Genomic DNA, 24,767 nt, shown 5'->3' with positions numbered 1-24,767 from the left:
GAAACCTCCTGTTTCCCGAGAGGGTTGCGCGGCGCCCCGGGATCAGGCCGCCGCGCTCTTGGGCGGGGCGGATCAGGCCGCCAGCCCGACCTTGGTGGCGGGCATCGGCTTGAAGCCTTTCAGCCCTTCGATATTGGCCAGCAGGGAGCGCACGTTGGGGTAGGGCTCCAGCGAGATGCCGCCTTCCGGCGCGTGGGCGAGGTAGGAATAGACCGCAACGTCAGCAATGGTGGGGGTGTCGCCGACCAGGAAGCTGCGGTCCGCCATATGCGCTTCGATTTTACTAAGCACGCGGGCGGCAACGGTGGCGCAGAACTCTGCATTCAGCGGTGCGTTGAAGACGGTGATCAGCCGCGCGGCTGCCGGGCCAAAGGCGATCTCGCCCGCGGCCAGGGTCAGAAACTTCTGCACTTCTGCCTCCTGCACCGGATCGGTTGGCAGCCAGGCCGGGGCATATTTGCGGGCGAGGTAGACAAGGATGGCATTGGAATCGCTGATGACGGTTTCGCCGTCTTCGATCACCGGCACCTGACCAGCGGGATTCAGTGCCAGGAACGGCGGCTGCTTGTGCTCGCCCGCGGCGAGGTCGACGGTCATCACCTCATGGGCAATGCCGGTGAGGCTGGCGAACAGCTCCACCCGGTGGGAGTGGCCGGAGAGGGGGAAGCCGTGGATGCGGATGGAATGAGGCATGTCTGGGGTCCTTTTGCTTGGCATGTGCCGTGGGTTTTTGAAGACACCCGGAAAGTACCCCGCCCGGCTTCCGGCGATAATATTCCTATTTGTGGAATGATTATGTACACTGCATTCATAAAGGGTGAGGCCGGGAGCACCGCGATGGACAAACTGGACTGCATGCGGACCTTTGCTGCGGTGGCGGCGCAGAGTTCCTTTACCGGCGGTGCCCGGCAAATGGGGATCAGCACCAAGCTGGCCAGCAAATACGTTGCCCGGCTGGAGGAGCAGCTGGGTGCGCAGCTGCTGAACCGCACCACCCGCAAAGTGACCCTGACCGATACCGGCCGCGCCTATCTGGAGCGCTGCCTGCCGCTTCTGGATCAATTCGACGAACTGGAGGACGTGGTGCAGCTGCGTCAGCAGGAGCTCGCCGGCCCTATCCGCATTACCGCACCTACCGGGTTTGGCAGCCGCGAACTGGTGGAGGCGCTGCAGCCGTTCCAGCAGGCGCACCCCAAGGTGTCGGTGGAGCTGGTGCTGTCCGACCGCCACCTGCCGATGCTGGAGGAGGGCGTGGACCTGGCGGTGCGTTTCGGCGCCTTGAAGGATTCGGCGCTGGTGGCGCGCAAGCTGTGCAATATGCGGTTGGTGGTGGTGGCGTCGCCGGAATATCTGGCGGCACAGGGCGAACCGGCAGAGCCGGAGGCGCTGGCAACCCACAACTGCCTGTTGCAGATGACCTCGCCCCAGCCGGACGCCTGGGCCTTTGGCAAGGGGGGTGGTCAAAGGACGGTGATCGTCGGCGGCAGCTTCCGCGCCAACTCGCCGAGGGCGGTCGCGCATATGGCTGCCAGTGGTCTCGGCATTGCCCGCTGCCCGCATTACACCGTGCTTCCGTTTCTGCGGGATGGCAGGCTGCAAGTGCTTTTCGAACAACAGGAAACTGACCCAACAACGCTTTATGCGGTCTATCCGTCCAGCCGCCATCTGACGGCGCGGATCCGGGCTTTGATAGACCATCTGGCCGCCTGTTTCAGGCAGGGCTGAAGACGTCTTGGCTCAGGTTTCGCAGCGCTGCTTCATCTTTCCCAAAATACTACGGAGAGCGCGAGGGGCTGGCGCCTCGCAACCGAAAAAGCGGTTGGCGGAAAGGTGCAGGCGCAGTTAGGGCAACAATATTGCCATATATATTTTATGCTTGAAATAATAATCCAAGCCTGCGTAGGCTTGTCCTGAGGGCTGGCGCAAGATCAGCCGGGGAGATGCGGGCTGCAGCGGGTCTTGGCTTCTGCCGGGGCGGCGTTAAAGTCGCAAGCATTTGAACAAGAACCCGGTCCTTAGGCCGGGGCACATTCTGGGAGGAAAGAACGTTATGAAGACCATTCGGATGCTCGCGATGGCAGCGGCGGTCCCGGCGCTGGCGGCTGCGGCCCAGGCCGACACCAAGATCGGCATGATCACCACCCTGTCCGGCGGCGGCGCGGGGCTGGGCGTGGATGTGCGCGACGGCTTCATGCTGGCGATCGAACAAGACGGGCGCGACGGTGTCGAGGTGGTGATCGAGGACGATCAGCGCAAGCCCGACGTTGCGGTGCAGATCGCCGACCGGATGATCCAGTCCGAGAAGGTCGACATCATGACCGGCATCATCTGGTCCAACCTAGCGATGGCCGTGATCCCGGCCGCCACCGCGCAAGGCGTGTTCTACCTGTCGCCCAATGCCGGCCCCTCGGCGCTGGCCGGCAAGCGCTGCCACGAGAATTACTTCAACGTCGCCTGGCAGAACGACAACCTGCACGAGGCTGCGGGTGCCTACGCGAATGATGCCGGTCTGAAGAACAGCTTTATCCTCGCGCCGAACTACCCGGCGGGCAAGGACGCGCTGACCGGCTATAAACGCATGTACGAGGGCGAACTGGCCGGTGAGATCTACACCAAGCTTGGCCAGACCGATTATGCGGCTGAAATCGCGCAGATCCGGGCGTCCGGCGCGGATTCCGTCTATTTCTTCCTGCCGGGCGGCATGGGGATTTCCTTCCTCAAGCAATATGCAGGGAGCGGTGTGGACCTGCCGGTGGTTGGCCCTGCGTTCTCATTCGATCAGGGCATTCTGCAAGCAGTGGGTGACGCCGCGCTGGGGGTGAAAAACACCTCGCAGTGGAACAAGGACATCGACAACGAGGCCAACGCTGCTTTTGTTGCCTCCTTCCAGGAGAAATACGGCCGCCTGCCGTCGTTGTATGCGAGCCAGGGCTTTGACACCGCCAACCTGATCCTGAGTGCGCTGGACAAGGCGGAGGCCTCTGACGCGGACGCCTTCCGCACGGCGCTGAAGGCGGCAGAGTTCTCATCTGTCCGCGGTGATTTCAAGTTTGGTGACAACCATCACCCGATCCAGGACATTTATGTCCGCGAAGTGATCAAGGAGGGTGACGTCTTCACCAACAAGATCATCGCCACCGGCCTGAGCGATCACGCCGACGCCTATGGCGGCGAGTGCAAGATGTAAGACTTGACCCCAGGCGGAGGCGCCAAGGCGCCTCCGTGAGCGGCAAAAGCTTCCCCTTCGGAAAATCAAATGACCTATATTCTAGTTCTGGAGCAGATCCTGAATGGGCTCCAGCTCGGGGTGATGCTGTTCCTGATGGCTGCCGGGCTGACGCTGGTGTTCGGGGTGATGGGGCTGATCAACCTGGCCCATGGCTCGCTCTATATGGTGGGCGCCTTTGCCGCCGCAGCGGTGGCGGGCTGGACCGGATCCTTCCTGCTGGCGCTGGCGGCGAGCCTGGCGGCCGCTGCCGCTGCGGGCGCGCTGATGGAGCTGGTGGTGATCCGGCGCCTTTACCGGCGCGACCATCTGGACCAGGTGCTGGCGACCTTTGCGCTGATCCTGATTTTCTCTGAGGGCACCCGCTGGCTGTTCGGCTCCTTCCCGCTGTTTCTGGATGTGCCGGCCTACCTGTCGGGGCCCGTCAGCCTGCCGGGCGGGATTGAGTATCCGCTTTACCGGCTGACGATCATCCTGATTGGCTTGGCAATCGCCGCCGGGCTGTTCCTGCTGATCGCCCGCACCCGCATCGGCATCCAGATCCGCGCGGGCGAGGCGGACCGGGAGATGATTGCCGCACTTGGCGTCGATATTTCCAAGCTCTATACACTCGTGTTTGCTTTGGGCGCGGCGCTGGCCGGGCTGGCAGGCGCGCTGGTGGGCGCGATCCAGTCGGTGCAGGTCGGCATGGGCGAGCCGGTGCTGATTCTGGCCTTTGTGGTGATCGTGATCGGCGGCATCGGCTCCATCAAGGGCGCCCTGGCCGGGGCGCTGCTGGTGGGGATGACTGATACACTGGGCGGCGTGTTCCTGCCGCAGCTGTTTACCCTGTTCATGGACCCGGCCAGTGCGGCCTCTGCAGGGGCGTCGCTAGCCTCGATGCTGATCTACATTCTGATGGCGGCAATCCTCTTGGTGCGCCCCTCTGGCCTATATGGAGGGAGCGCATGATGCTGACCCGTGAAAGCCTGCTCAACTGGGCCATGATTGCAGCGCTGCTGATCGTGCCGCTGGCGGCCTGGAGCCTGGATGAGCCGTTCATCATCACACTGGCGACCAAGGCTGCGATCCTGGCGCTGGCGGGCGTGGGACTGAACATCGCCCTTGGCCTTGGCGGGCTGATCAGCCTGGGCCATGCGGCGTTTTTCGGGATCGGCGGCTATGCTATGGGCATCCTCGCCGCCCATGCCCAGAATTATGAGCCGCTGTTTGAATGGCCGATCCTGTTCGAGGGCAGCAACCAGATGCCGCTGATCTGGCTGGTGGCGGTGGTCTTCAGCGCGCTGGCCGCGCTGGTGATTGGGGCGCTTTCCTTACGCACCTCGGGTGTCTATTTCATCATGATCACCCTCGCCTTCGGGCAGATGCTTTACTATTTCGCGATCAGCTGGAGCGCCTACGGCGGCGAGGACGGGCTGTCGATCTGGGTGCGCAATGATTTCCCCGGCCTCAACACGCTGGATCCGATCCAGTTCTTTGCCATTGCCTACGTGATCCTCTGCCTGGCGCTGGTGTTTGCTGCGCGGCTGGCGCGCTCACCCTTCGGGCTGGCGCTGGCAGCAGCGCGGCAGAATGAGGACCGGGTGCAGGCGGTTGGCCTGACACCGTTCACCTTGCGGCTGACGGCCTTTGTGATCTCCGGCGCCATCACCGGGCTGGCGGGCGCGCTGTTTGCCGATCTGAACCGGTTTGTCAGCCCCACCATGCTCAGCTGGCACACCAGCGGCGAGATCATGATTTTTGTGATCCTCGGCGGAGTCGGGCGGCTCTACGGGCCGGTTGCGGGTGCTGCGCTTTACATCATGCTGGAGCATCTTCTGGGCGGGATCAGCGACTACTGGCAGATCTTCCTGGGCGTGCTGCTGCTGCTCATCGTGCTGTTTGCCCGCGGCGGGCTGATCGGGGCCATTGCAGGACGGGAGAAGGCGCATGGCTGATGCGGTTCTGAAAACCAAGGGCCTCAACAAGAGCTTTGGCGCGCTGCAGGCGAGCAAAGATGTCTCGCTGGACCTGCGGCCCGGGGAAATCCACGCGCTGATCGGGCCGAACGGGGCGGGCAAATCCACCCTGATCAAGCAGATCGCGGGCAATATCGCGCCGGACAGCGGCGCGGTGGAGCTGCTGGGCCGGGACGTCACTGTGCTGGACACCGTGGCGCGGGCGCGGATGGGACTGGGGCGGACGTTCCAGATCTCGGCGCTGGCGATGGAATACACGGTGCTGCAGAACGCGGTGCTCGGCGCGCTGGGGGCCCGGGGCCGGCCGTTCCACTTCTTCCGCAACGTGATGAAGGATCCGGAACTGCTGGAGCAGGCGCGCGACGCGCTGGAGCGGGTGGGGCTGACTGACGATGCAAACCGCCGCACCGCCGACCTGTCGCACGGCCAGCGCCGCCAGTTGGAGGTGGCGGTGGCGCTGACGCTGAAGCCCAAGCTGTTCCTGATGGATGAGCCTATGGCCGGCCTGGGTGCTGCCGGGTCCAAGGCGCTGACCGGCTTTCTCGACGGGTTGCGGCAAGAGGCGCCGATCCTGCTGGTGGAGCATGACATGGACGCGGTTTTTGCCCTGGCCGACCGGATCAGCGTGCTGGTCTACGGCCAGATCATCGCCACCGGCACTGCGGACGACATCCGCGCCAATGCCGAGGTGCGCCGCGCCTATCTGGGAGAGGAGGACGCCGCATGAGCCTGCTGACCTTACACGGCGTCGAAGCCTCATACGGCCCGGCGCAGGCCTTGTTCGGTGTCGATCTGGAGATCGGCGAGGGCGAGGTGGTGGCGCTGATGGGCCGCAATGGCATGGGCAAATCCACCACCATCAAGACCATCTGCGGCATGCTGGGAACTTCCAAGGGCGAGCTGCAATTTGACGGCCATGACCTGCGCCAGCTGCCGTCCTACAAGATCGCGCGGCTGGGTGTCGGGTTGGTGCCCGAGGGACGCCGCTGCTTTGCACCTCTAACAGTGGAGGAAAACCTGATTGCCGCCGCCCGTTCCGGGCCCTGGGACATGAAAAAAGTGGCTGAGCTGTTCCCACGGCTGGAGGAGCGGCGCAGCCAGACTGCCGGGTCGCTGTCGGGCGGCGAGCAGCAGATGCTGACCATCGGCCGCGCGCTGATGACCAATCCGCGGCTGCTGATCCTGGATGAGGCGACCGAAGGCCTGGCGCCGGTGGTGCGGCAGGAGATCTGGGCCGCAATCGGCCGTCTCAAACGGGAGGCGGGGCTGGCCATTCTGGTGGTGGACAAGTCGCTGAAGGAGCTGTCAGCCATCGCCGACCGCACGGTGATCCTGAACAAGGGCAGCAACGCCTGGGAGGGGCGGATCGCCGAACTGCCGGCAGAAGTCGCGGACCGGTTCTTGGGTGTGTAATAGCTGCACGTAATGAGGATTATGTTAAATTTGAGGCCGCTGAGAAAGTAGATCGCAGGCAGGCTGAAGCTCTACTCCAGCCTGCCGCTTCTGGCTTATGCACTCAGGCGTTGCGGTTCTGAAACGAAGTCATAGCCCGCGGCTGCGTTTCCGCCGCCCAGGTCGAAGCGGCCAACGATGTCCGTCAGGCTGTGCGACTCATTCTGCAGCAGCTGGCTGGCGGCGGCGGCTTCCTCGGACATGGCGGCGTTCTGCTGGGTCATGCTGTCCAGCTGATGCATGGCGCCGTCGATCTTCTCCAAGCCTTCCGACTGGGCGCGCACGCCGTCTGCGATCTCCGTCACCAGCCCCGACACCGCCGAGACCTGCTCGATGATGCTGGTCAGCGCGTCGCCCGCGCGGCCGACCATGGCAACGCCGTTGGCCACGTGCTCCTCGCTGGCGGAGGTCAGCCCCTTGATCTGTCCGGCGGCGTTAGAGGCGCGCTGCGCCAGCGCCCGCACCTCTGAGGCGACCACCGCAAAGCCAGCGCCCGCGGGGCCGGCGCGCGCCGCCTCGACGCCGGCGTTCAGCGCCAGGAGATTGGTCTGGAACGCAATGTCGTCGATCATGTTGATGATCTTGGAAATCTCCGCCGAGGCTTCCTGGATCTGATCCATTGCCGCCACGGCGGAGGTTACCACATCGGTGCTTTGCTCTGCCTCGCTGCGGGCGCCGCGCATGGTTTCGTCCATCCGGCCCGCCCGGTCAGCGGTGTCGCGGATGCCGCCGGTCAGTTCGCGGATCGCGCCTGCGGTTTCCTCCAACGTTGCCGCCTGGCTTTCGGTGCGGTGCGCCATTTCGGTGGCTGCGCCGCGCTGCTCTTCTGAGAAGCGGCCGACGTTTTCCGCCGCGCCGACGACCTCTGCCATGGAGCCGCGCAGCCGCTCCAGGCTGCGGTTGAAGTTCTCCCGCAGGGTTTCGTAATGCCCGTCGAATGGCGCCTGGATGTCGCAGGCCAGGTTGCCGCGCTGCAATTCTGACAAGGCCGCGCTCATGCTTTCGACCACAGCTGCCGTGTGGCGGGCGGCCTCCACCTCGCGGGCGGCGGCCTCATCCGCTTCTTTCAGCTTGCCGCGGAAGGTGTCCAGGCTGCGGGCCAGGTCGCCCAGCTCGTCACCGCGTGCGAGGCCCTCAATTTCCGAAGAGTAGTCGGCATCGGCCAGCGCATTGGTGGCCTCGCGCAGGGCGTGGATCGGGCGGGTGACGCTGCGCGCGGCCAGCCAGGAGACCCCGATCGCCGCCAGGAGCGCAGCGCCGATCATGCCGGCGGCAATCAGGCGGATGCGCTCGACCACGGCAAAGGCGGCGTGTTCATCGGTTTCCAACACCAGCGACCAGTCAAAGCCGGGCAGGTTCAGAGGCATCACTTGGGCAATGGCGCGTTCCCCCAGCGAGGAGGGCACACCCTCGAACTGGGCCGCTTCCCGCGATGCCGCAGCCTGGGTCTGCGGCGTGTCCGGCATTTGCTGCAGCACCGGGAACAGGCCCTCGACCGAGGACGGGCTGCGGGCCACGCCGTCGCTGCTGACCACGTAAATATTCTGATGGGTGCCGCCGGACAGGTTGCTGGTCAGAGCTTTGACGACGCCGGCAGTGCCCAGCTGGATGGCAATCACCCCAGCAATTTTACCGTTCTTGGCGAACACAGGCGCGGCCATGAAGGCCGCGGCATCCGGGCTGTGGCCGTAGGCGGCGAAATCCGCGACAGCGACCGTCCCTGCCTCTGCTTCCAGCGCCGCACGGAACACTTGCGACAGGCCGCTGTCCGGCGACTCCTGGACACCGGTCATGAAATCGCCCCGCTTCTTCACCGAATAGACCACCTGCCCGGCGGGAGTGATCAGATAGAGGTCCTGATAGCCGTTGAGGCGCAGGCTTTGCAGGAAAGTGGGGTGATAGGTGACATGCGACTGATTGTAATAGGAGCCGTCACCCGCGTCCGTCAGCTCCTCCCGCTGGTCTGCGGCGTTGGGGTTTCCGGCGGCATATGTCTGTTTCAGATAGGCAATGGGGTCGTCTTCCTCGACCATGCCGATTACCCGCTCGAAGTTGCTGATCGCCCTGAACACTGCGGGCTGGCCTGCCAGGCTCGAGACATCGGAGCGCGCCGCCTTGATCAGGAACCCCAGCGCCTGGGCGCCGGATTTGGCCTCGATTTTCTGGGCGGCAAAGGCGTTTTCGCGGATGCTGCGCTCTGCCATGGAGTAGACCAGAAGCGACACGGTGACCAGGAAGACACCAGTCAGCACCACCATGATCAGCGGCAGTTTCAGTTTCAGCGGCAGTTTCGTTAGTCGGGGCATTGGCCAGGGTCTCCTGCGGTCTGCGGCGCCCGGGCAGACCGGGGCCTTGAGCAGTCATAATCCGGAAAGTCCTGAAAAAGTGTGTACCGCAAGCGGATCGCAAATGAAGTTTTCCTGAATTCCTGAGAAATGATGCCGCAAATTTGAAATGTGTGCGGGGCGGGTGCGAAACTTGCAGATTTGCCTTTTTATTATTGTTCATCTTGTTCCCATCAGCCCGCAGGCGGCTTCCTGCGTGACGCAAACCGTCAGGCCTTGACGTATTCACATTCGATGATCTTGCATCAGCGGGACGCATTCCAGGGCAGGCTTCAGACGGTGCCGGCGGCAGGTTTTCAAGTTGTCATTCCAGCCAAACCGGACCAAAAATCAGTCATGGACAAAAAAGATCATGAAATCCTTCGGCTGATACAGGCAAATGCCCAGCTCACCGCCGAGGCGATCAGCCAGGAAGTCGGCCTGTCCGCACCCGCGGTGCAGAAGCGGCTGAAGAAGCTGCGCGACACGGGCGTGATCGAAAGGGAGATTGCGATCCTCTCGCCGGCCAAGATGGGCCGGGAAATGACCGTCATCGTGCAGGTGGTTCTGGAGCGCGAAAGCCGGATGCATCTGGATGCCTTCAAACGCAAGATGCGCAAGGCGCCGCAGGTGCAGCAATGCTATTACACGACCGGCGAGGCGGACTTCATTCTGATGGTCATCGTCAAGGACATTAAGGAATACGAGGCCTTCACTCAGGAGTACTTCTTTGATGAATCCAATGTCAGCCGCTTCACCTCGTCGGTGGTGATGGACAGGGTCAAGGTTTCGCTGGACATCATCTGAGCCGCGCAGCGGCAATACCCGTCACACATCCGGCTTCCGAGCGGCATGCGCCGTGGTCAATTGGTCGAGAAACAGTCTGGTGATGCGGTTCATCGCTGGGCGCTTGCGGGTAACGGCGGCGAATTGGGTCCGGTAGGAGATTTTTTCCGGCAGCACTTTCTTCATCATGCCGTCGCGGACAAATTTCTCTGCCATATGGTCGGGCAGGAAGCCCAGGTAGCTGCCTGACATGATGAGGATTGCAAGAGCCTGTTCGTTCTGCACCTTGGCCGCGCGACGGAAGCCCAAGGTCTGGCCGACATGCAGGTTGGGGGAGTTCACCCGGATGCCCGCATAATTGGCCGCCCGCACATCCGCCAAGCTGAGACCGGATTGGCCGCAGTCCATGAAGGGGTGCCCTTTGCCGCAGTACAGGAACATGTCCTCGCCATAAAGCGGCGCGTAATCCAGGCTGGGGGAAGGCCGGTGCAGTGCCAGGATCCCAACGTCGATCTTGCCGCCGATCACATTGGTTTCAATCACGTTGGGCGGCTCCAGCGACAGGTCGATCTCAACCGCGGGCGCAGCCTTGTTGAAGGTGCGGATAGCGCCGGCGACATAGGCCTCGGGGTTTGAGGCGCATTGATCGAACAGGGCAATGCGCAGGGTGCCGGCCAGCTGCTGCTTTATCTCGTTCACTTCGGCCCTGAAGTCTGCAACGGACACCAGCAGGCCTTCTGCCGATTTCAGCACCTTGATGCCGTCATCTGTCAGCGAAAACCCAGCTGGTCCGCGGTTGCACAGTTTCAGGTCCAGCCGCAGCTCCAGGTCGGCGATGTATTTGGAAATCGTCGATTTACCGATATTTAACTCGGTTTCGGCTGCCGCCAGCCCACCGCTTTCGGCCACTGACTTGAACACTCGCAACAGTTTCAGGTCGGCATCGGCAATATGTTTGACCTGCGATTTCCGGTTCATTCTTAGGTTCGATGATTGTGAAACTTTGATTTCAAAAGTTTACATTCTAGAAACATAAAACGCAATGTAGCTTCCCGCAGACCAAGGACGGATCGGACTGGCAGTGACGCTGTGGAGGGCGGGCCAGCGCGCGCCTTGGGACCCAAGATGACAATACGGGAGGAAGTTATGTCATTTCTCAAGAAGGTCTGCACGCTGACCGCAGCCGTTTCTGCCGCCGCGATGCTGACCGCCGGTGCGGTGTCCGCCAAGAACTTCAAGATCGCCGTGGGCGACAGCGCGGGCAGCCCCCAGGAAGCCACCGGCAAGTTCTTCATTGAGGCACTGGAGGAAAAATCCGGCGGCAAGCACACCGCAACCCTGTTTTTGAACGGCCAGCTGGGCTCCGAGCAGGACACCGTCAACGAAGCTGCCATCGGCACCCTGGACATGTCGCTGCTGGCGATCAACAACGTAACCCCGTTCTCCCCGACTGTGGGCGTGTTCACCCTGCCTTACGTGATCCTGTCGCTGGAAGACGCGGAAACCCTGACACAAGGCCCCATCGGCCAGGAACTGACCGAAAACACCCTGCGCGATGCTGGCGTCCGCATCATTGCCTGGACCTACACCGGCTTCCGCCGCCTGACCAACTCCAAGAAACCGGTCACCTCGGTTGCTGATCTGCAGGATCTGGTCATCCGCGTTCCCAAGAACGAGATCATGATCGAGACCTACAAGTCCTGGGGCATCAACCCGACCCCGATGGCTTGGTCCGAGACCTTCACCGGCCTGCAGACCAAGGTGGTTGACGGTCAGGACAACCCTTACATGACCATCAACGCGATGAAGTTCTACGAGGTGCAGGACCACGTCACGAACCTTCGCTACATCTTCTCGATCGAGCCGCTGATCGTGTCCGAGGCCGTGTTCCAAGGGCTGACCGAGGAAGATCAGCAGATCATCCTGGAGGCGGGCAAGGAAGCGACCCTGAAGTCGGCCCAGTTCCTGCGCGACTCTGAAGCCGCGATCAAGGAAGAGCTGGTTACCAAGGGTATGGAGATCGTCGACCCCGAAAACGATGAAGCCGAGTTCATCGAGCTGGCCACCGGTGCCGTCTGGCCGCAGTTCTACGACTCCATCGGCGGTGTCGAGAAGCTGAACGCAGTGCTGACCGCCATCGGCCGCGACCCGGTCCAGTAAGCCTCTGGCCTGACAATCAAGACATAACGGAGCAGCGCTGCGGCGCTGCTTCGCTCAGGGGAGGAGTGCATCATGTTCTGGAAATTCCTGGACAATATAGAAAGTTATATCTGCCGCCTATTGCTGTCCGGCTTTGTCATTCTGCTGTTTGTGCAGATCGTCTCGCGCGAGATGTTCGGCCATTCGTTTTCCTGGATCGAGGAACTGTCGGTCTACATGTTCGTCTGGTTCGTTTACTTCGGCGCCTCTTATGCTGCGCTGAAAGGCGCGCATAACCGGGTCACCTTCCAGTTCAAGTTCCTGCCTGCGGGCTGGATCAAGTATATCGAGGCCTTCGCTGACCTCTTCTGGCTGTTCTTCAACTGCTATTTCCTGTGGCTGGCCACCGATTTCGTCTTCAACAAGATGAACAAGTTCTGGAAGTCGCAGACCTTGGGCATCGAGATGAAATACATCTACATGGTGCTCCCCATCGCTTTTGCTTTGATGACGATCCGCATCCTGCAGGTGAATTACCGCAAGCTGATCCTGGGTGAAGACATCCACGACCCCGACCAGATCGACCTTGATGAGATCAAGGGCGCCGCTGTCGCGGACAACCGCACGTAACCGCGAGGGACAGACCCATGGAAACCGAAATCGTCACGATCCTGTTCGGATCCTTTCTGCTGCTGCTGCTCCTGGGGGCGCCAATCACCGTTGCGCTGGGGGTGTCGTCGCTCTTGTCATTCCTCTATCTGGACGAAAACCCGATAAAATTCGTGCAGATCGCCTTTACTTCGGTTGGCTCCTTCCCGCTGATGGCGCTGCCTGCCTTTATCCTGGCCGGTGCGCTGATGGAGGCTGCGGGGATATCGAAACGCCTGATCAACGTGGCCGAAAGCCTGGCCGGGCCGTTCACCGGCGGGATTTCCGCCGCCACTGTGATGGCCTGCCTGTTCTTTGGCGCGATCTCAGGATCCGGCCCGGCCACCACGGCGGCCGTCGGCATGCTGATGATCCCTGCGATGATCGACCGCGGCTATGAGCGCGGTTATGCCTCTGCTGTCACGGCTTCATCAGGCGGCCTGGGGATCATCATCCCGCCGTCCATCCCGATGGTGATCTTCGGCATCGCCGCCCTGGGCTTTACCGCACCGCCGGAAGCGGTCGAGAAATTCGGCACCTTCCAGTCGGTGTCGATTTCGAAACTGTTCATCGCCGGCTTTGTGCCCGCCTTTCTAATTGCCACCAGCCTGCTGATCCTGAATTTCTTCATGTCGAAAAAACGCGGCTACAAGGGCTCTGCCGATGGCTGGTCGATCCGTAATGTCGGCTGTGAGATGTACCGCGGCTTCTGGTCGCTGATGGCGCCCTTGGTGATCCTGGGCGGTATCTACACTGGCTTCTTCACCCCGACCGAGGCCGCCATCGTGGCGATCTTCTATACCCTTGTGGTGGGTGTCTTCATCTACCGCGAACTGACCTGGTCGTCGCTGTTCCAGTCGCTGGAGGCCACCACATGGCTGACCGGCCGGGTGCTGCTGATCCTGTTCACCGCCACCGTGTTCGGCCGTCTGCTGGTAGAAAACCAGATCCCGGCGATCATCGCGGATAGCATGCTGAGCTTCACCCAGAACCTTTACGTGATCTGGGCGCTGATCATCTTCTTCCTGCTGTTTGTCGGCATGTTCATGGAGACCCTGGCCACCATCCTGATCCTGGTGCCGGTGATGCTGCCGGTGGCCTATTCGGTGGGCATCGACCCGATCCATTTCGGGGTGGTGATGGTCTGCACGCTGGGCATCGGTTTCCAGACGCCGCCCTTGGGTGAGAACCTGTTCATCGCTTCTGGCATCTCGAACATCTCGATTGAGCAGATCTCGCTGCGTGCGCTGCCCTTTGCGGCCGTGAACACGATTGCGATCTTCATCATCGCCTTCTTCCCGGAGCTGTCGCTGTGGCTGCCGCGGCTGTTCGGCTATTGACTCGAAGGGAGGCTGAGACATGAAACCGATGATCACAAACATCCTGTTTGCCACTGATCTGTCGCAGAACAACTCATATGCGCTGCGCCATGCGGCCAGCCTGGCACAGGCGACCGGGGCGGAAATACATGTACTGCATGTGAACCAGCCGATTTCCGAGGATGCGCGCATCACGTTTGAGATGTTCGTGCTGAACGACGAGACCCGCAAGACGGCGGCCAAGCGGCGGCATGAGATGGTCAAGCAGGTGCTGGCCGAGCGGCAGGCGCGGTTCTGGGCGGCGTTTGAGGGCGATGACGCGAAAATACGCGATCAGGTCACCTCGGTTGAGGTGACCGACGGCCACCCGGCAGAGGTGATCCTGCGCCGCTCGGTGGAACTCGGCTGCGACCTGATCGTGCTGGGCGCCCATGACCACGGGTTTTCACACACCTTCCTGGGCACGGTGGCCAAACGCGTTCTGCGCCGGTCGCAGATCCCAACGCTGGTGGTGCCTTTTCAGAACAGCGATGACGAGGACTGATCCTCCCCGCGGGCGGCTCCGCATGACCGCCTGCAAGGACCATCCCTGAAACAGGTGTCAGCCTTTTGCAGGGATGGTCCTGACCTCCGGATGCAAGTTTATGTAGGGAGTTGTTCCCAGATCGCAGGGAAACACACCCGGGGCAGCTACCGGATAGACCGCGCTGGCAATCGGCTCGAAGTCGGCGCGGAAATGGGCGGTGCTTTTCACGCAGATTGTTTTGAAGGCCGCGGGGTCCAGCCCGATATGGGTGAAATGCCCCAGATCGAGGCATTGGTTGCGGATGCTGGTGACGACCAGGGTAATATCTGCCTGGGTTTCCGCCAGCTGCAGCGCGGCTGACGGTCCAAGCGCCGCCACCCCGCCGCCGTACATCTTTCCAGTGTAGCGGCAAGTGCCATCGCCAAGCGCCAGTACCTTGAACGTTGCCTCAAACGGTTTGTCTCCCGCAACACCGGAGCGCCCGCCGAGAGCTGTACGGAACATACCGCCCTGCCCTGCCTCGTGCGCCGCCACGGCTGCTTCCGGGGCATGAAACAGCCCCATCAGCACACCCTGCGCCCCTGCTTCAGCCAATGCGGCCAAGAGTCCTGTTGTGTCTGAGGTGCCGCCGGCACCGGGGTTGTCCTGGACATCGGCCAGCACCACGGGCCTGCCTGCGCGCGGCTGGCAGGCGATCTCTGCCGCCTGTTCCGGTGACAGCATCGGGTGTGCCGACCGCGCTTCCAGTTCAGCGAACACTCCAGCGATATGGTCTGCCGCCTGCGCTGCGGCCGCGGCGGTCCGGGCATAGGCCACGCAGGAGGGCCGGGTGTCCGGAAAATCCGCCGCAGTGAACCCCAGCGCGATGTCTGCCAGCACGCCCGCCTGCTCCAGCGGCGGCAGCGCGGCATAAAGCTCCCGCCCCGGTGCGGCACCGGTGTATTGCGCGTGCAGAGGGATCAGGTAATCCATCTGCCGGAATGCCTTGTGCAGCCTGTCGCCAGTGAGCAGATGCTGCAAAACCGGCACGCAGCGCCCGCCGGTTTCAGCCATGTCAAGATGCGGATAGGTGCGGTAAATCGCGATGAAATCCGCAAGTTCCACCGACGCCGCAGAGATATTGGCGTGCAGGTCAAGGCTGACCACGATGGGCAGCTCCGGCCCGGCCCAGGCGCGCAGCCGCCGCAGGAGCTCCCCTTCGCCGTCGGGGTGGCTGTCGGTCACCATCGCGCCGTGCAGTTCCAGGAATATCCCGTCCAGCGGGCCCGCGGCGCGAAGGCCGTCCAGAATTTTGGCACAGACGGTTTCAAAAGCTTCATCGGTGACATGCGCCGAAGGTTCAGCCGCACTCCACAGGATGGGGGCTAGCTCCATTCCGGCTGCCTCCGCCGCTTTGGCAAAGCCAGCGATTGGCAGGTTCATGCCGCGGGTCTCCTCGATCACCGCGGCCCCGTGCAGCATGGCGGGCCAGGAATCCGCCATCTCAAACTCTGCCAGCCCGGCCTTGGTGGTGCCGAAGCAGTTGGTCTCATGCTGAAAGCCTGCGATGGCGATCCGCGGTTTGGCCTGCATCATGTGTGCTCCTGCGCCCAGACGGTTTGCCCGCGGCGGATTGTGCGGGTGACTTTGGTGGTTTCGATGGCATCCGGGTCGTCCAGCGGGTTGCGGTTCAGCACCGCGAAATCCGCAAGCTTGCCCGGCTCGATGGAGCCGCGGGAGTCCTCCTGAAACACCTGCCAGGCAGCGTCGATGGTCTGGGCGCGCAAGGCCGACAGGGCACTGATCCGCTGCGCCTCGCCCAGCCGCCGGCCGCTGGCCGTAAGCCGGTTCACCGCGCAATGGGCCAGGTGGATGGGCCGGGTCGGCGTGACGGAGGCATCGTTGTGGATGGTGTAGCGTACGCCATAGCGTTCGGCCGAGGCACAGGGGGAAATCCGCTCCGCCCGCTCCGGCCCCAGGAAAGTGTCGTAATGGCGGTCGCCCCAGAAATGCACATGCGCCGGAAAGAAGCTGACGGTCATCCCCAGTTCAGCCATCTGCTGCAATTGGTCGTCGCGCAGGGCTTGGCCGTGGATGATGGTGTGGCGGTGATCGGCACGCGGGTTGGCCTCCAGCGCCGCGGCCACCGCGTCGATGAACATCTGAGCTCCGGCATCGCCGTTGCAATGGCAGTGGATCTGGAAGCCCAGATCATGCAGCTTCTTCACTTCGCGGCGGTGTTCGGCGGCATCCGCATAAGACATTCCGCAGGGATGCGCCGGATCCACCGGCTTGTGGTACGGCGCGCTGAGCAAGGCGGTCTGCAATTGGAACGCCCCGTCGGTGAAAAGCTTGCGCGGCCCAAGGGTGAAATGCGGGTTGCCGGGCCAGTCGAGCGCCTCGGGGCCGCTGCTCAACTCCGGTTCCAGTTCCCCGATCGGCAGCAGCATCAGGTCGTAGCCGGGGTCCTGATCAGCGGGCAGCGAGGCGAAATGCCCAAGCATCTCCCGCGTGGCCCAGGCGTTCTGGGCGTAGGTGACGCCATGCGCAAGGTACTCGTCGCGGCAGCTGTTGAACCCGGCCCAAAACCGTTCGCGGTCGATCAGGAAATCGGTATCGCCCATTTCCCCCATCGCTGAGAGGCCCTCAATCAGCCCGGTCAGCGCGCCGGTCTCCGGGTTGCGCCCGAACCGTCCGCCCAATGGATCGGGCGTGTCCCGATTCACGCCGTGACGCGCCAGCGCCAGTGAGTTTGCAGACCCGTTGTGGCCGGAGGCATGGATCACCCAGACCGGATGTTCGGTTGAGACGCTGTCCAGCTCAGTGCGTGTCGGCATCCTGCCCTCGGCAATGGCGGTGTTGTCGAACAGCACCCCCATCACCCATTCGCCGACGGGCGTTTCCGCCGCCTTGGCCCGCAACCGGGCCAGCACGGTGGGGATGTCCGGACAGTCGCCGCTGGGGGCAGAGGCGAGGTTCACCCGGAACAGGCGGATGAAGCCCGGATCGGGGAAATGCCCGTGCGGGTCGATGAAGGCGGGGATCAGGGTCTGGCCCTGCAAATCCACTTCAACAGTGCCCGCAGGCATCTGCACGCGCAGGTCCTCCTCAGGGCCAACAGCGCGGATGATCTCGCCTTCGGTCAGCACCGCTTGGGCGCAGGAATTGGCCGTGTCCATCGTCAGGACAGCGCCGTTGAAATACAATGTGCTGGTCATGGTCTTTCAGGTGTTGAGGGGTTTCGGGCGGAGAGCCGTCAGCTCAAGGGCGCAAGGCAGCGCAACCCGTGGCCGTTTTCGACCTCCCATTGCGGGGTTTGACTGCAGACCTCCTGCGCGAAGGGGCAGCGTTCGCGGAACTCGCAGCCCTTGGGGCGGCGCAGCAGGCTGGGCGGCTCGCCTTTCAGGGCGATGCGCTCCAGCCGGGCATCGGGGTCGGGCTCCGGGTTCGCGGACAACAGGCACCGGGTATAGGGATGGAGCGGTTCCTTGAAGATGGCCTCGGTGGTGCCTTCCTCGACCAGGCGGCCCAGGTACATGATGCCCATCCGGTCGGCCACGTGGCGCACGACATTGAGGTTGTGGGTGATGATCACCATCGCCAGCCCCAGCCGTTCGCGCAGGTCGTTCATCAGGTTCAGAAGCTCCCCCTGCACCGAGACGTCCAGCCCCGCGGTGGGTTCGTCTGCCAGGATCAGCTTGGGCTCCAGCGCCAGTGCCCGGGCCACGCCCACCCGCCGTGCCTGCCCGCCGGACAGCTGATAGGGATAGCGGTCGGCGAAATGCGCAGGCAGGTTCACCATTTCCAGAAGGCGTTTGGCCTCAGCGTCCAGATCGCGGTCCTTCATGCCCTGGATGCGGTAGGGTTCGGTGATCAGGCTGCGGATCGGCAGGCGCGGCGACAGGCTGCCGACCGGGTCCTGGAACATCATCGCGATGTCCTTGCGCAGGGGGCGCAGTTCCCGCTCCGAGGCGCCGCGGATTTCCCGGCCCTCGAAGGTGACGGAACCCTCCTGCGCCGGCGCCAGACCGGCAAGTGCGCGGATCACCGTGGTCTTGCCAGAGCCGCTCTCACCCACCAGCGCATAGGTCTCGCCCTGCTCCACGGTGAAGCTGACACCGGCGAGCACATTGACCGGGCCATAGCTGGTCTTGAGGTCTTTTACATCCAGCAGGCTCATTCTGCGGCCTCCTTGTGGTTCAGCCAGCAGGCAGCGTGGTGGCCCAGTTTCAGCTGCTCCAGCGGCGGCACTTGCGACGCACAGCGCGGCATCGCCTGGTCGCAGCGGTCGCGGAAGATACAGCCGCCGGGCAGGTTGGCCAGATCCGGCACCTCGCCGGGGATCGTTGGCAGCACGCGGGCGCGCTCCTTGATGTGGCCCGGGTCGCAGTCGATCAGGCGGCGGGTGTAGGGGTGCTTGGGATCGTGGAAGATCTCGCGCACCTCGCCGCTTTCGACCACGGCGCCCGCATACATCACCACCACCCGGTCGCAGAGCTCGGCAATCACTCCCAGATGGTGCGAAATGAACAGGATGGCGCAGTTGAATTCCTGCTGCAGCTCCTGCAGGCGCTCGATGATCTGCACCTCCAGCGTGGCATCCAGCGCCGTGGTCGGTTCATCCGCGATCAGCAGGTCCGGTTCCGACATCAGCGCCATGGCGATGGCGATGCGCTGGCGCATACCGCCCGAAAACTCATGCGGAAACTGGTTCAGCCGTGCCTCCGGGTCAGGGATGCCCACCGCGCCGAGCATCTGCGCTGCGCGGGCGCGTTTTTCGGCCTTGGACGCCTTGGAGCGGTGCTGGATATCCAACATCTGCTGGCCGATCGACAGCACCGGGTTGTGGGTCTGCATCGGGTCCTGAAACACGATGGAGATGTCTGCACCGCGCAGATCGCGCATCTTGCGTTCGGGCAGCTGCAGCAGATCCTGGCCCTTGAACCGCACTTCGCCCTGGCGGAAACGGGTGTTCGGGGCTGTCAGCCGCAGGATCGAGGAGATCAGGGTGGACTTGCCGCAGCCGCTTTCGCCGACGATGCCGACAATCTCGCCCTTGCGGACGTCAAAGGAGATATCGCGCAGGGCCTTCAGGTCGCCGCGGGCGGTCTCATAGTCGACGCTGAGGCGGTCGATTTCCAGAAGCGTATCAGTCATCGCTGTTTCCTCAGTTTCGGGTCAACCACGTCGCGCAGGGACTCGCCCAGGAAGGTGAAGCCAAGCGTTGCCAGGATGATTGGCAGCCCGCCGCCCACCACCAGCCAGGGGGTTTGGCGGATCAGCGAGTAGCCGTCTTTCAGCAGTGCGCCCCAGCTGGGTGTCGGCGGTTTCACCCCGAGGCCGAGGAAGGACAGCCCGGCCTCCAGCGCGATCACGGTAGGGATGTCCATCGCCGCCAGCACCGCCAGCACGCCGACGATATTGGGTAGCATGTGCACGCCCAGAATGCGCTTCATGCTGGCGCCCATGGAGCGTTCGGCCAGGATGAACTCGGAATTGCGCAAGGTCAGTGTCTGGGTGCGTGCTACCCGGCCATAAGTCGGGATGGAGGTCGCCATGACCACAAACACCACGGTCTGCAGGCTTGGCCCCACCAGTGCCACTACGGCCAGGGCAAACATCACGGTCGGGAAAGAGCGGATGGTGTCGAAGAAGAGCATCAGCAGGTTGTCGAGCCATTTCGGCCCGTAGCCAGCGATCATGCCCAGGGTCAGGCCAATGGCCATGGCACCGAACACCGCGGGCAGGGCAACCTGCAGCGCCACCTGGCCGCCCGCAATAACGCGGGAAAAGGTATCGCGGCCCAGCTGGTCGGTGCCCAGAAGATGGGTCCATGAAGGTCCCTGCAGGCGTGACTTGATGTTCATGCCAACCGGATCGAAGGGCACGATCCAATAGGCGAAGATGGCGCAGAACACGATGGTGCCGACAATGATCAGCCCCATCAGCCCCAGCGGGTCGCGGGCGACGCCGTGGATGATCTGGCCCAGTTCGGAACGGGATTTTGCCATATCTTACGCCCTCCTTATGCTGCCGTGCGGGCGCGGGGATCGAGCCAGGCGTTAATCAGGTCGGCCAGCGCGGTGGAGACCACAAATAGGCCGGTCGAGATCAGCACCGATCCCATCACGATCGGGTAGTTGCGGGTGGTGATGCTGTCGATCACCAGCTTGCCAAGGCCGGGGCGGGCAAAGACGATTTCGGCAAAGACGGCAGAGGACAAAAGGAAACCCATGCCGACGCCGATCACCGTGACCACCGGCAGGATGGCGATGCGCAGCGCATAGACCATCACCACCCGGCGCTCATGGATGCCAAAGGCGCGGGCGGTGCGGATGTGGCTCTCGCCCATCACCTCCAGCATCGAGGCGCGCACCAGCCGGGCGATATAGCCGACCCAGCTGAGGCCGATGGCAAAGGCGGGCAGCACCAGGTGGTCAAGACGGCCCCAGAAACCCTCGCCTGCGCCGATGGCCGGGAACCATTGCAGGTTCACCGCAAAGATCAGCAGCGACAGCAGCGCGACCACAAAGGCGGGCGCGGCAACGAAGCTGACGGAAACGGCGGCGGTAATCCTGTCGATCAGCGTATTGGGGTGCGCGGCAGCATAGGCGCCAAGAGCGATGCCCAGGGTGGCGGACCAGGCGATTGAACCCAGGATCAGCCACAGAGTGTGCGGTAGCTGTTCAAAGACAATTGCCGTCACCGAGCGGCCCGAGAACACGTCGATCCCCAGGTCGCCCTGCATCAGGTTGCCATAGAAGATCAGCAGCTGTTTCCAGATGGGCTGATCCAGCGCCAGTTCCGCCGTCAGCCGCGCCTGCAGCTCTGGCGTGGCGCGCGGGCCCAGCATGATCTGGACCGGATCGCCGGGCACGGCGCGGATCATCAGGAACATGACGGTGACCGCCACGATCAGGATCAGCAGTGCCAGCCCGAACCGCCGGGTTGCATATAGTAACATGGCCGCATGGCTCCCTTGTCTTCGCTGTGCGGATAAAAACGGCACGGCTGCGCCGCATTTAGCAGCCGTGCCAGGTCAGGCCCGGGGGGAGGACCGGGCCTGAGGGGAGGATCAGGCCTTGCCGAAGTAGCGCAACAGCGCCAGCCCGTCGGGCCGCAGCGCCGGCACAACACCCGCCGAGTGGATCACTGGCGTCGCCTCATGGGTCAGGAACCGGTAGGCGCCGCTTTCCTCCATCAGATCTTGCGCCCGCCGGTACATTTCGTCCCGTTTGGCCAGGTCGGTCAGCTGCGAGGCCTCGGCGTGGATCTTGTCGAACTCGTCGTTGCTGAATTGCTCCCAGTTCCAGTGGCCGACCTGTTCGGTGGTGAACCAGGAGGTTGCGTAGTAGGGATCAGGCGTCATCGAGTAGCGGTTCAGCACCAGCTGCAAGTCCTCGTTGTCGGCGCTGGCCCAAAAGGCACCGGATTCCAGCACGTTGACCTCAACCGTGATGCCGATCTGCGCCAGCGTCGCCTGGATCACCTGCGCCGCGGTGGTGAAGGTGGTCTTGTTCAGCGTGTCGAGCTTCAGCGTGACGTTGGTCTCACCGGATTCGGCCAGCAGTTCCGCTGCCTTGGCAAAATCGGCCTGCGGTGGAACCAGCGATTGCGGGCGGTGGCCCGCCAGGCCCGGCGCGATGATGCCGGTCGAGGGCTCGACGGCACCGAAATAGGCAGCTTCCAGGACCGAAGGCACGTCAATCGCGTGCTGGATCGCCTGGCGTAGTTTCTTGTTCTGCAGCTTGGGGTGGTCCAGGTTCATGCCGAGCCATGCATAATACAGCGACGGGTACTCCAGCAGCGTGCCGCCATTGGGCACACCGGTGCGGTAACGCTCGACAGAGCCGAGCGAGACGCGGGTGAAATCCAGTTCCCCGGCTTCAAAGGCGATTTCAGCGGTGTTTTCATCGTCGATCGGCAGGATCTCAATGGTGTCCCATGCCGGCGCTTCGCCCTTCCAGTCCGGGTTGCGCTTGAGCACGGTCTTTTCCTTCGGCGACCAGCTGTCGCGCAGGTAGGGGCCGGATTCCGCCAGCGGATCGGTGGTTGCCTTGCCGCCTGCGGCCTCCCAGGCCTTTTTCGACACGATGTTGCCGGTGATATAGGGCAGCGCAATGGACCACAGCGGCGCAAAGGGCTCTTTCAGCACGATGGTGCCTTCCCGTTCGCCGGTCACTTCCACATGGCTCAGCGGCCCCATGTCGGGCTTGTTGGGGCTGTCGGTGGCCTCGTCCACGATCCGTTCAAAGCTGAATTTCACGTCTTCGGCAGTCATTGCCCCAAAGCCATTGGTGAACCCGATGTCGTCGCGCAGCGCGAACTTGATGTGGGTGTCGTCACCCTGCTCGATCATCGCAGCGGCGTCCATCTGCCAGTCCCATTCGCGGCCGGGCTTGTACTGGATCAGCTTGTTGTAGATAGAGGCGTGGATTTCCTCGTCGATCACGCCCTTGGAAAAGGCCGGGTCGATGCTTTGCATGTCGCCGTAAGAGCGCACCCGCAGGGTGCCGCCCTCTGCCGCCATGGCGCGGCTGCCCAGGCCCATGGGCAGCGCCGCCGCCGCCCCCAGCGCCGTGGCGCCCTTCAGAAATCCGCGGCGTCCCAGCGCCGTCTTGGTCCATTCGATCTTCATGGTGTCCTCCCTTGGATCAGATCAGCTCCGCCCGTGCTCCTCCGGTCTGCTTGCGCCTCGCGGCGCAGCCCTTGGTGGGTCTTTCAGCAGGTTTCGGTTTCCCCAAGTCCAGACGGCTTGGTTACAGAAAACGCCTGTTTCGCGGATTGAGGAACTGTGCAAACATGCGCGAACCGGCGCGGCATGCATCATCATCGCGTCAGTTCGCGAAAGGAAATCGGCCATGCCGGAAAATTTTTCTGAAAACCTGCGTTCGCTCTGCGCCGAACATGGCAGCATTGCGCAAATCTGCCGCGAGGTCGGAATCAACCGGCAGCAGTTCAACCGCTACCTCAACGGCTCCAGCCTGCCCGCAGCCCACAACCTGCGCCGGATTGCCCGGTATTTCGAGATCCCGGAGGCGCGGCTGTTTGCTCCGCAAGCCGAGTTCGAGGCACAGCTCAGCGATGCAGCGCGCTCGTCACCGCCGGGTCCAAGCGACAGTTTCCTGGAGCCGTTCCGCGGCCAGCAGCGCAATCTGAAGCGCTATCTGGGCTTTTATCATGCCTATTTCCGGACGCCCTCCTGGGGTGAGGGGATCTTCTGCTCCCTGACCCGTTTCTACGAAAAGGATGGGTTTATCCTGTCGCGCAACCTGGAAATCGCTCATGATCCGGAGCAAAGCATCCGGCAAATCTCGCGCTACGAAGGCATGGTGACCCAGCGTGGAAACCGGCTGTTCATCACCGAGCATGAGCGCGCCCATGAAGGCAGCGTGGCACAGACCATCCTTTTTTCCGCCCACCGGCAGCAACTGAAGTACCTGCGCGGCATGACAATGGGTTTGGCCTGGCGCCCCTTCCCGCGGCCCTATGCGGCCAAGGCAATCTGGAAACGGCTGGATGAACGGGTCTCGGCACGCGAGGCGATTGCCGCCTGCGGGGTCTATCCGGTGCGGAGCACCCGGATAGACCCGACAGTGCGGAACTATCTGGCGACACCGGACAAGGAGGATTACCCGGAGATGTCCGGCAGCGTGCTGCTCTGAACAGTTCCGCCCCGCAAACGCCCCTGCGGCCGGGCAAAACTTTTCCGCAAAAGTTTTGGCAAATTCCTTGGCCAAGGAATTTGGCCCGGGTCATTTCAGCGGTTTGTCTCTTCCAGGGCGTCCTCATCCTGCTCAGGCATTTCCTCGATCAGGCGTGTCTCCAGCAGCTGTCCGTTGCGGTAGAGCACGGGGGTGGCGACGGCTGCGATGTGGCTGTTGAACTCGCGCAGGGCCCGCAGCGTCTCCAGGTGGATGTCGGACGTCTCGAAACTCTCCCGCCCGCCGTTTTGCAGCCGGCTCAGGTGGCGCTTGCGGCTGTCATGCTCCATCCGTTTCAGCTCGGTTTTTTCGAGGCTCAAGAGCCGGGCGCTCTCCAGATCGTCGGAGATCAGCACGTTGGAGGCCAGCTGCAGATTGGCCTGGATCGCCTCATGCATGCGGGTGATTTCCAGCCAGCCGTCCTTTGAAAAGCTGAGGCCTTTCTTGGTCATCTCCCCCGCCAGCACCGTCAGGCGGCGGGCGACCACGTCGCCTGCGGTTTCCAGCCGGATGGCGTATTCCATCAGGCTGCGGGCGGTCTTCAGCTCATCCTTGCTGAACGCCTCTTCTGGGATCGCGGCCACATAGCGGCGGATGCCGGAGAGGCAGGCGTTGACCTCCCCGTCCATCATCTGCACCGCCTTGATCTGCTCCTTGCTGCCGCCCCGGTACAGCTCCAGCACCGGCCGGAACATGGCGCCGACCT

The 24,767-nt window shown here is 63.0% G+C and carries 22 protein-coding genes and 1 pseudogene; 12 read left to right on the top strand and 11 right to left on the bottom strand.

All coding sequences use genetic code 11. The annotated features are described in order from the left end of the window. Positions 1 to 72: 72 nt before the first annotated feature. Positions 73 to 693 (bottom strand): glutathione S-transferase, encoded by a 621-nt coding sequence (locus tag AB1A62_RS17900; RefSeq protein WP_366662835.1) that lies wholly within the window; start codon positions 691 to 693, stop codon positions 73 to 75. 144 nt (positions 694 to 837) lie between these two features. Between AB1A62_RS17900 and AB1A62_RS17895 the strand changes: the two genes are divergently transcribed. The 6 genes from AB1A62_RS17895 to AB1A62_RS17870 all read left to right on the top strand — a co-directional run bounded on the left by AB1A62_RS17895 (position 838) and on the right by AB1A62_RS17870 (position 6,597). Beyond that, positions 838 to 1,725, top strand: a complete 888-nt coding sequence (locus AB1A62_RS17895; RefSeq protein ID WP_366662834.1) for a LysR family transcriptional regulator — start codon at positions 838 to 840, stop codon at positions 1,723 to 1,725. A 325-nt stretch (positions 1,726 to 2,050) separates the two neighbouring features. Continuing rightward, positions 2,051 to 3,187, top strand: a complete 1,137-nt coding sequence (locus AB1A62_RS17890; RefSeq protein ID WP_366662833.1) for an ABC transporter substrate-binding protein — start codon at positions 2,051 to 2,053, stop codon at positions 3,185 to 3,187. Between the two features lie 69 nt (positions 3,188 to 3,256). Further along, positions 3,257 to 4,177, top strand: coding sequence for a branched-chain amino acid ABC transporter permease (locus AB1A62_RS17885; protein WP_366662832.1), 921 nt, complete (start codon positions 3,257 to 3,259; stop codon positions 4,175 to 4,177). Positions 4,178 to 4,179: 2 nt separating this feature from the next. After that, positions 4,180 to 5,163, top strand: a complete 984-nt coding sequence (locus AB1A62_RS17880; RefSeq protein WP_366662875.1) for a branched-chain amino acid ABC transporter permease — start codon at positions 4,180 to 4,182, stop codon at positions 5,161 to 5,163. After that, the gene (locus tag AB1A62_RS17875; RefSeq protein WP_366662831.1) at positions 5,156 to 5,911 is read left to right on the top strand and encodes an ABC transporter ATP-binding protein; all 756 of its coding nucleotides are present in this window, start codon (positions 5,156 to 5,158) and stop codon (positions 5,909 to 5,911) included. The genes AB1A62_RS17880 and AB1A62_RS17875 overlap by 8 nt, the downstream gene beginning before the upstream one ends. Next, on the top strand, positions 5,908 to 6,597 hold the full coding sequence (locus tag AB1A62_RS17870; RefSeq protein WP_366662830.1) for an ABC transporter ATP-binding protein: 690 nt from the start codon (positions 5,908 to 5,910) through the stop codon (positions 6,595 to 6,597). The genes AB1A62_RS17875 and AB1A62_RS17870 overlap by 4 nt, the downstream gene beginning before the upstream one ends. Positions 6,598 to 6,692: 95 nt before the next feature. On the opposite strand, the gene AB1A62_RS17865 is transcribed toward AB1A62_RS17870, so the two are convergent. Further along, on the bottom strand, positions 6,693 to 8,942 hold the full coding sequence (locus AB1A62_RS17865) for a methyl-accepting chemotaxis protein (RefSeq protein WP_366662829.1): 2,250 nt from the start codon (positions 8,940 to 8,942) through the stop codon (positions 6,693 to 6,695). Between the two features lie 375 nt (positions 8,943 to 9,317). On the opposite strand from AB1A62_RS17865, the gene AB1A62_RS17860 reads away from it, so the two are divergent. Next, the gene (locus AB1A62_RS17860) at positions 9,318 to 9,767 is read left to right on the top strand and encodes an Lrp/AsnC family transcriptional regulator (RefSeq protein ID WP_366662828.1); all 450 of its coding nucleotides are present in this window, start codon (positions 9,318 to 9,320) and stop codon (positions 9,765 to 9,767) included. 21 nt (positions 9,768 to 9,788) lie between these two features. Here AB1A62_RS17860 and AB1A62_RS17855 read toward each other — a convergent pair whose 3' ends face one another. Then, complete coding sequence (locus AB1A62_RS17855; protein ID WP_366662827.1) at positions 9,789 to 10,724, bottom strand: LysR family transcriptional regulator; 936 nt, start codon at positions 10,722 to 10,724, stop codon at positions 9,789 to 9,791. A 168-nt stretch (positions 10,725 to 10,892) separates the two neighbouring features. Here AB1A62_RS17855 and AB1A62_RS17850 point away from each other — a divergent pair, with 168 nt between their 5' ends. The 4 genes from AB1A62_RS17850 to AB1A62_RS17835 all read left to right on the top strand — a co-directional run bounded on the left by AB1A62_RS17850 (position 10,893) and on the right by AB1A62_RS17835 (position 14,396). Further along, positions 10,893 to 11,906 (top strand): TRAP transporter substrate-binding protein, encoded by a 1,014-nt coding sequence (locus AB1A62_RS17850; protein WP_366662826.1) that lies wholly within the window; start codon positions 10,893 to 10,895, stop codon positions 11,904 to 11,906. A 72-nt stretch (positions 11,907 to 11,978) separates the two neighbouring features. Beyond that, positions 11,979 to 12,515 (top strand): TRAP transporter small permease, encoded by a 537-nt coding sequence (locus AB1A62_RS17845; protein WP_366662825.1) that lies wholly within the window; start codon positions 11,979 to 11,981, stop codon positions 12,513 to 12,515. A 17-nt stretch (positions 12,516 to 12,532) separates the two neighbouring features. Beyond that, positions 12,533 to 13,873 carry a TRAP transporter large permease gene (locus tag AB1A62_RS17840; protein WP_366662824.1) on the top strand — a complete coding sequence of 447 codons (1,341 nt, stop codon included), beginning with the start codon at positions 12,533 to 12,535 and terminating at the stop codon, positions 13,871 to 13,873. 19 nt (positions 13,874 to 13,892) lie between these two features. Then, positions 13,893 to 14,396 carry a universal stress protein gene (locus AB1A62_RS17835; RefSeq protein ID WP_366662823.1) on the top strand — a complete coding sequence of 168 codons (504 nt, stop codon included), beginning with the start codon at positions 13,893 to 13,895 and terminating at the stop codon, positions 14,394 to 14,396. 57 nt (positions 14,397 to 14,453) lie between these two features. On the opposite strand, the gene AB1A62_RS17830 is transcribed toward AB1A62_RS17835, so the two are convergent. The 7 genes from AB1A62_RS17830 to AB1A62_RS17800 form a co-directional block, all read right to left on the bottom strand. Next, positions 14,454 to 15,953 (bottom strand): M81 family metallopeptidase, encoded by a 1,500-nt coding sequence (locus AB1A62_RS17830; RefSeq protein WP_366662821.1) that lies wholly within the window; start codon positions 15,951 to 15,953, stop codon positions 14,454 to 14,456. Further along, positions 15,950 to 17,575, bottom strand: a complete 1,626-nt coding sequence (locus tag AB1A62_RS17825; protein ID WP_366662820.1) for an amidohydrolase — start codon at positions 17,573 to 17,575, stop codon at positions 15,950 to 15,952. The genes AB1A62_RS17830 and AB1A62_RS17825 overlap by 4 nt, the downstream gene beginning before the upstream one ends. A 38-nt stretch (positions 17,576 to 17,613) precedes the next feature. After that, positions 17,614 to 18,537: an ABC transporter ATP-binding protein gene (locus AB1A62_RS17820; RefSeq protein WP_366662819.1), complete on the bottom strand. Its 924-nt coding sequence runs from the start codon at positions 18,535 to 18,537 to the stop codon at positions 17,614 to 17,616. Continuing rightward, a complete protein-coding gene (locus tag AB1A62_RS17815) occupies positions 18,534 to 19,514 on the bottom strand; it encodes an ABC transporter ATP-binding protein (protein WP_366662818.1) in 981 nt (326 codons plus the stop codon). Before AB1A62_RS17815 ends, AB1A62_RS17820 begins: the two co-directional genes overlap by 4 nt. Next, the gene (locus tag AB1A62_RS17810) at positions 19,511 to 20,368 is read right to left on the bottom strand and encodes an ABC transporter permease (protein WP_039180407.1); all 858 of its coding nucleotides are present in this window, start codon (positions 20,366 to 20,368) and stop codon (positions 19,511 to 19,513) included. Before AB1A62_RS17810 ends, AB1A62_RS17815 begins: the two co-directional genes overlap by 4 nt. 14 nt (positions 20,369 to 20,382) lie before the next feature. Next, a complete protein-coding gene (locus tag AB1A62_RS17805) occupies positions 20,383 to 21,321 on the bottom strand; it encodes an ABC transporter permease (RefSeq protein ID WP_366662817.1) in 939 nt (312 codons plus the stop codon). Between the two features lie 111 nt (positions 21,322 to 21,432). Further along, positions 21,433 to 22,995, bottom strand: coding sequence for an ABC transporter substrate-binding protein (locus AB1A62_RS17800; RefSeq protein ID WP_366662816.1), 1,563 nt, complete (start codon positions 22,993 to 22,995; stop codon positions 21,433 to 21,435). A gap of 223 nt (positions 22,996 to 23,218) precedes the next feature. Here AB1A62_RS17800 and AB1A62_RS17795 point away from each other — a divergent pair, with 223 nt between their 5' ends. After that, on the top strand, positions 23,219 to 24,022 hold the full coding sequence (locus AB1A62_RS17795) for a helix-turn-helix transcriptional regulator (RefSeq protein WP_366662815.1): 804 nt from the start codon (positions 23,219 to 23,221) through the stop codon (positions 24,020 to 24,022). Between the two features lie 95 nt (positions 24,023 to 24,117). Here the strand turns inward: AB1A62_RS17795 and AB1A62_RS17790 are convergent. Beyond that, a pseudogene (locus tag AB1A62_RS17790) lies at positions 24,118 to 24,767 on the bottom strand (Na/Pi cotransporter family protein); the annotation flags it as partial.

Origin of the sequence: Leisingera sp. JC11, assembly GCF_040704725.1 — a bacterium.
Taxonomy (GTDB): domain Bacteria; phylum Pseudomonadota; class Alphaproteobacteria; order Rhodobacterales; family Rhodobacteraceae; genus Leisingera.
Note: the sequence above shows the minus strand (reverse complement) of the source record. Positions and strands in the feature narration are given on the sequence as shown.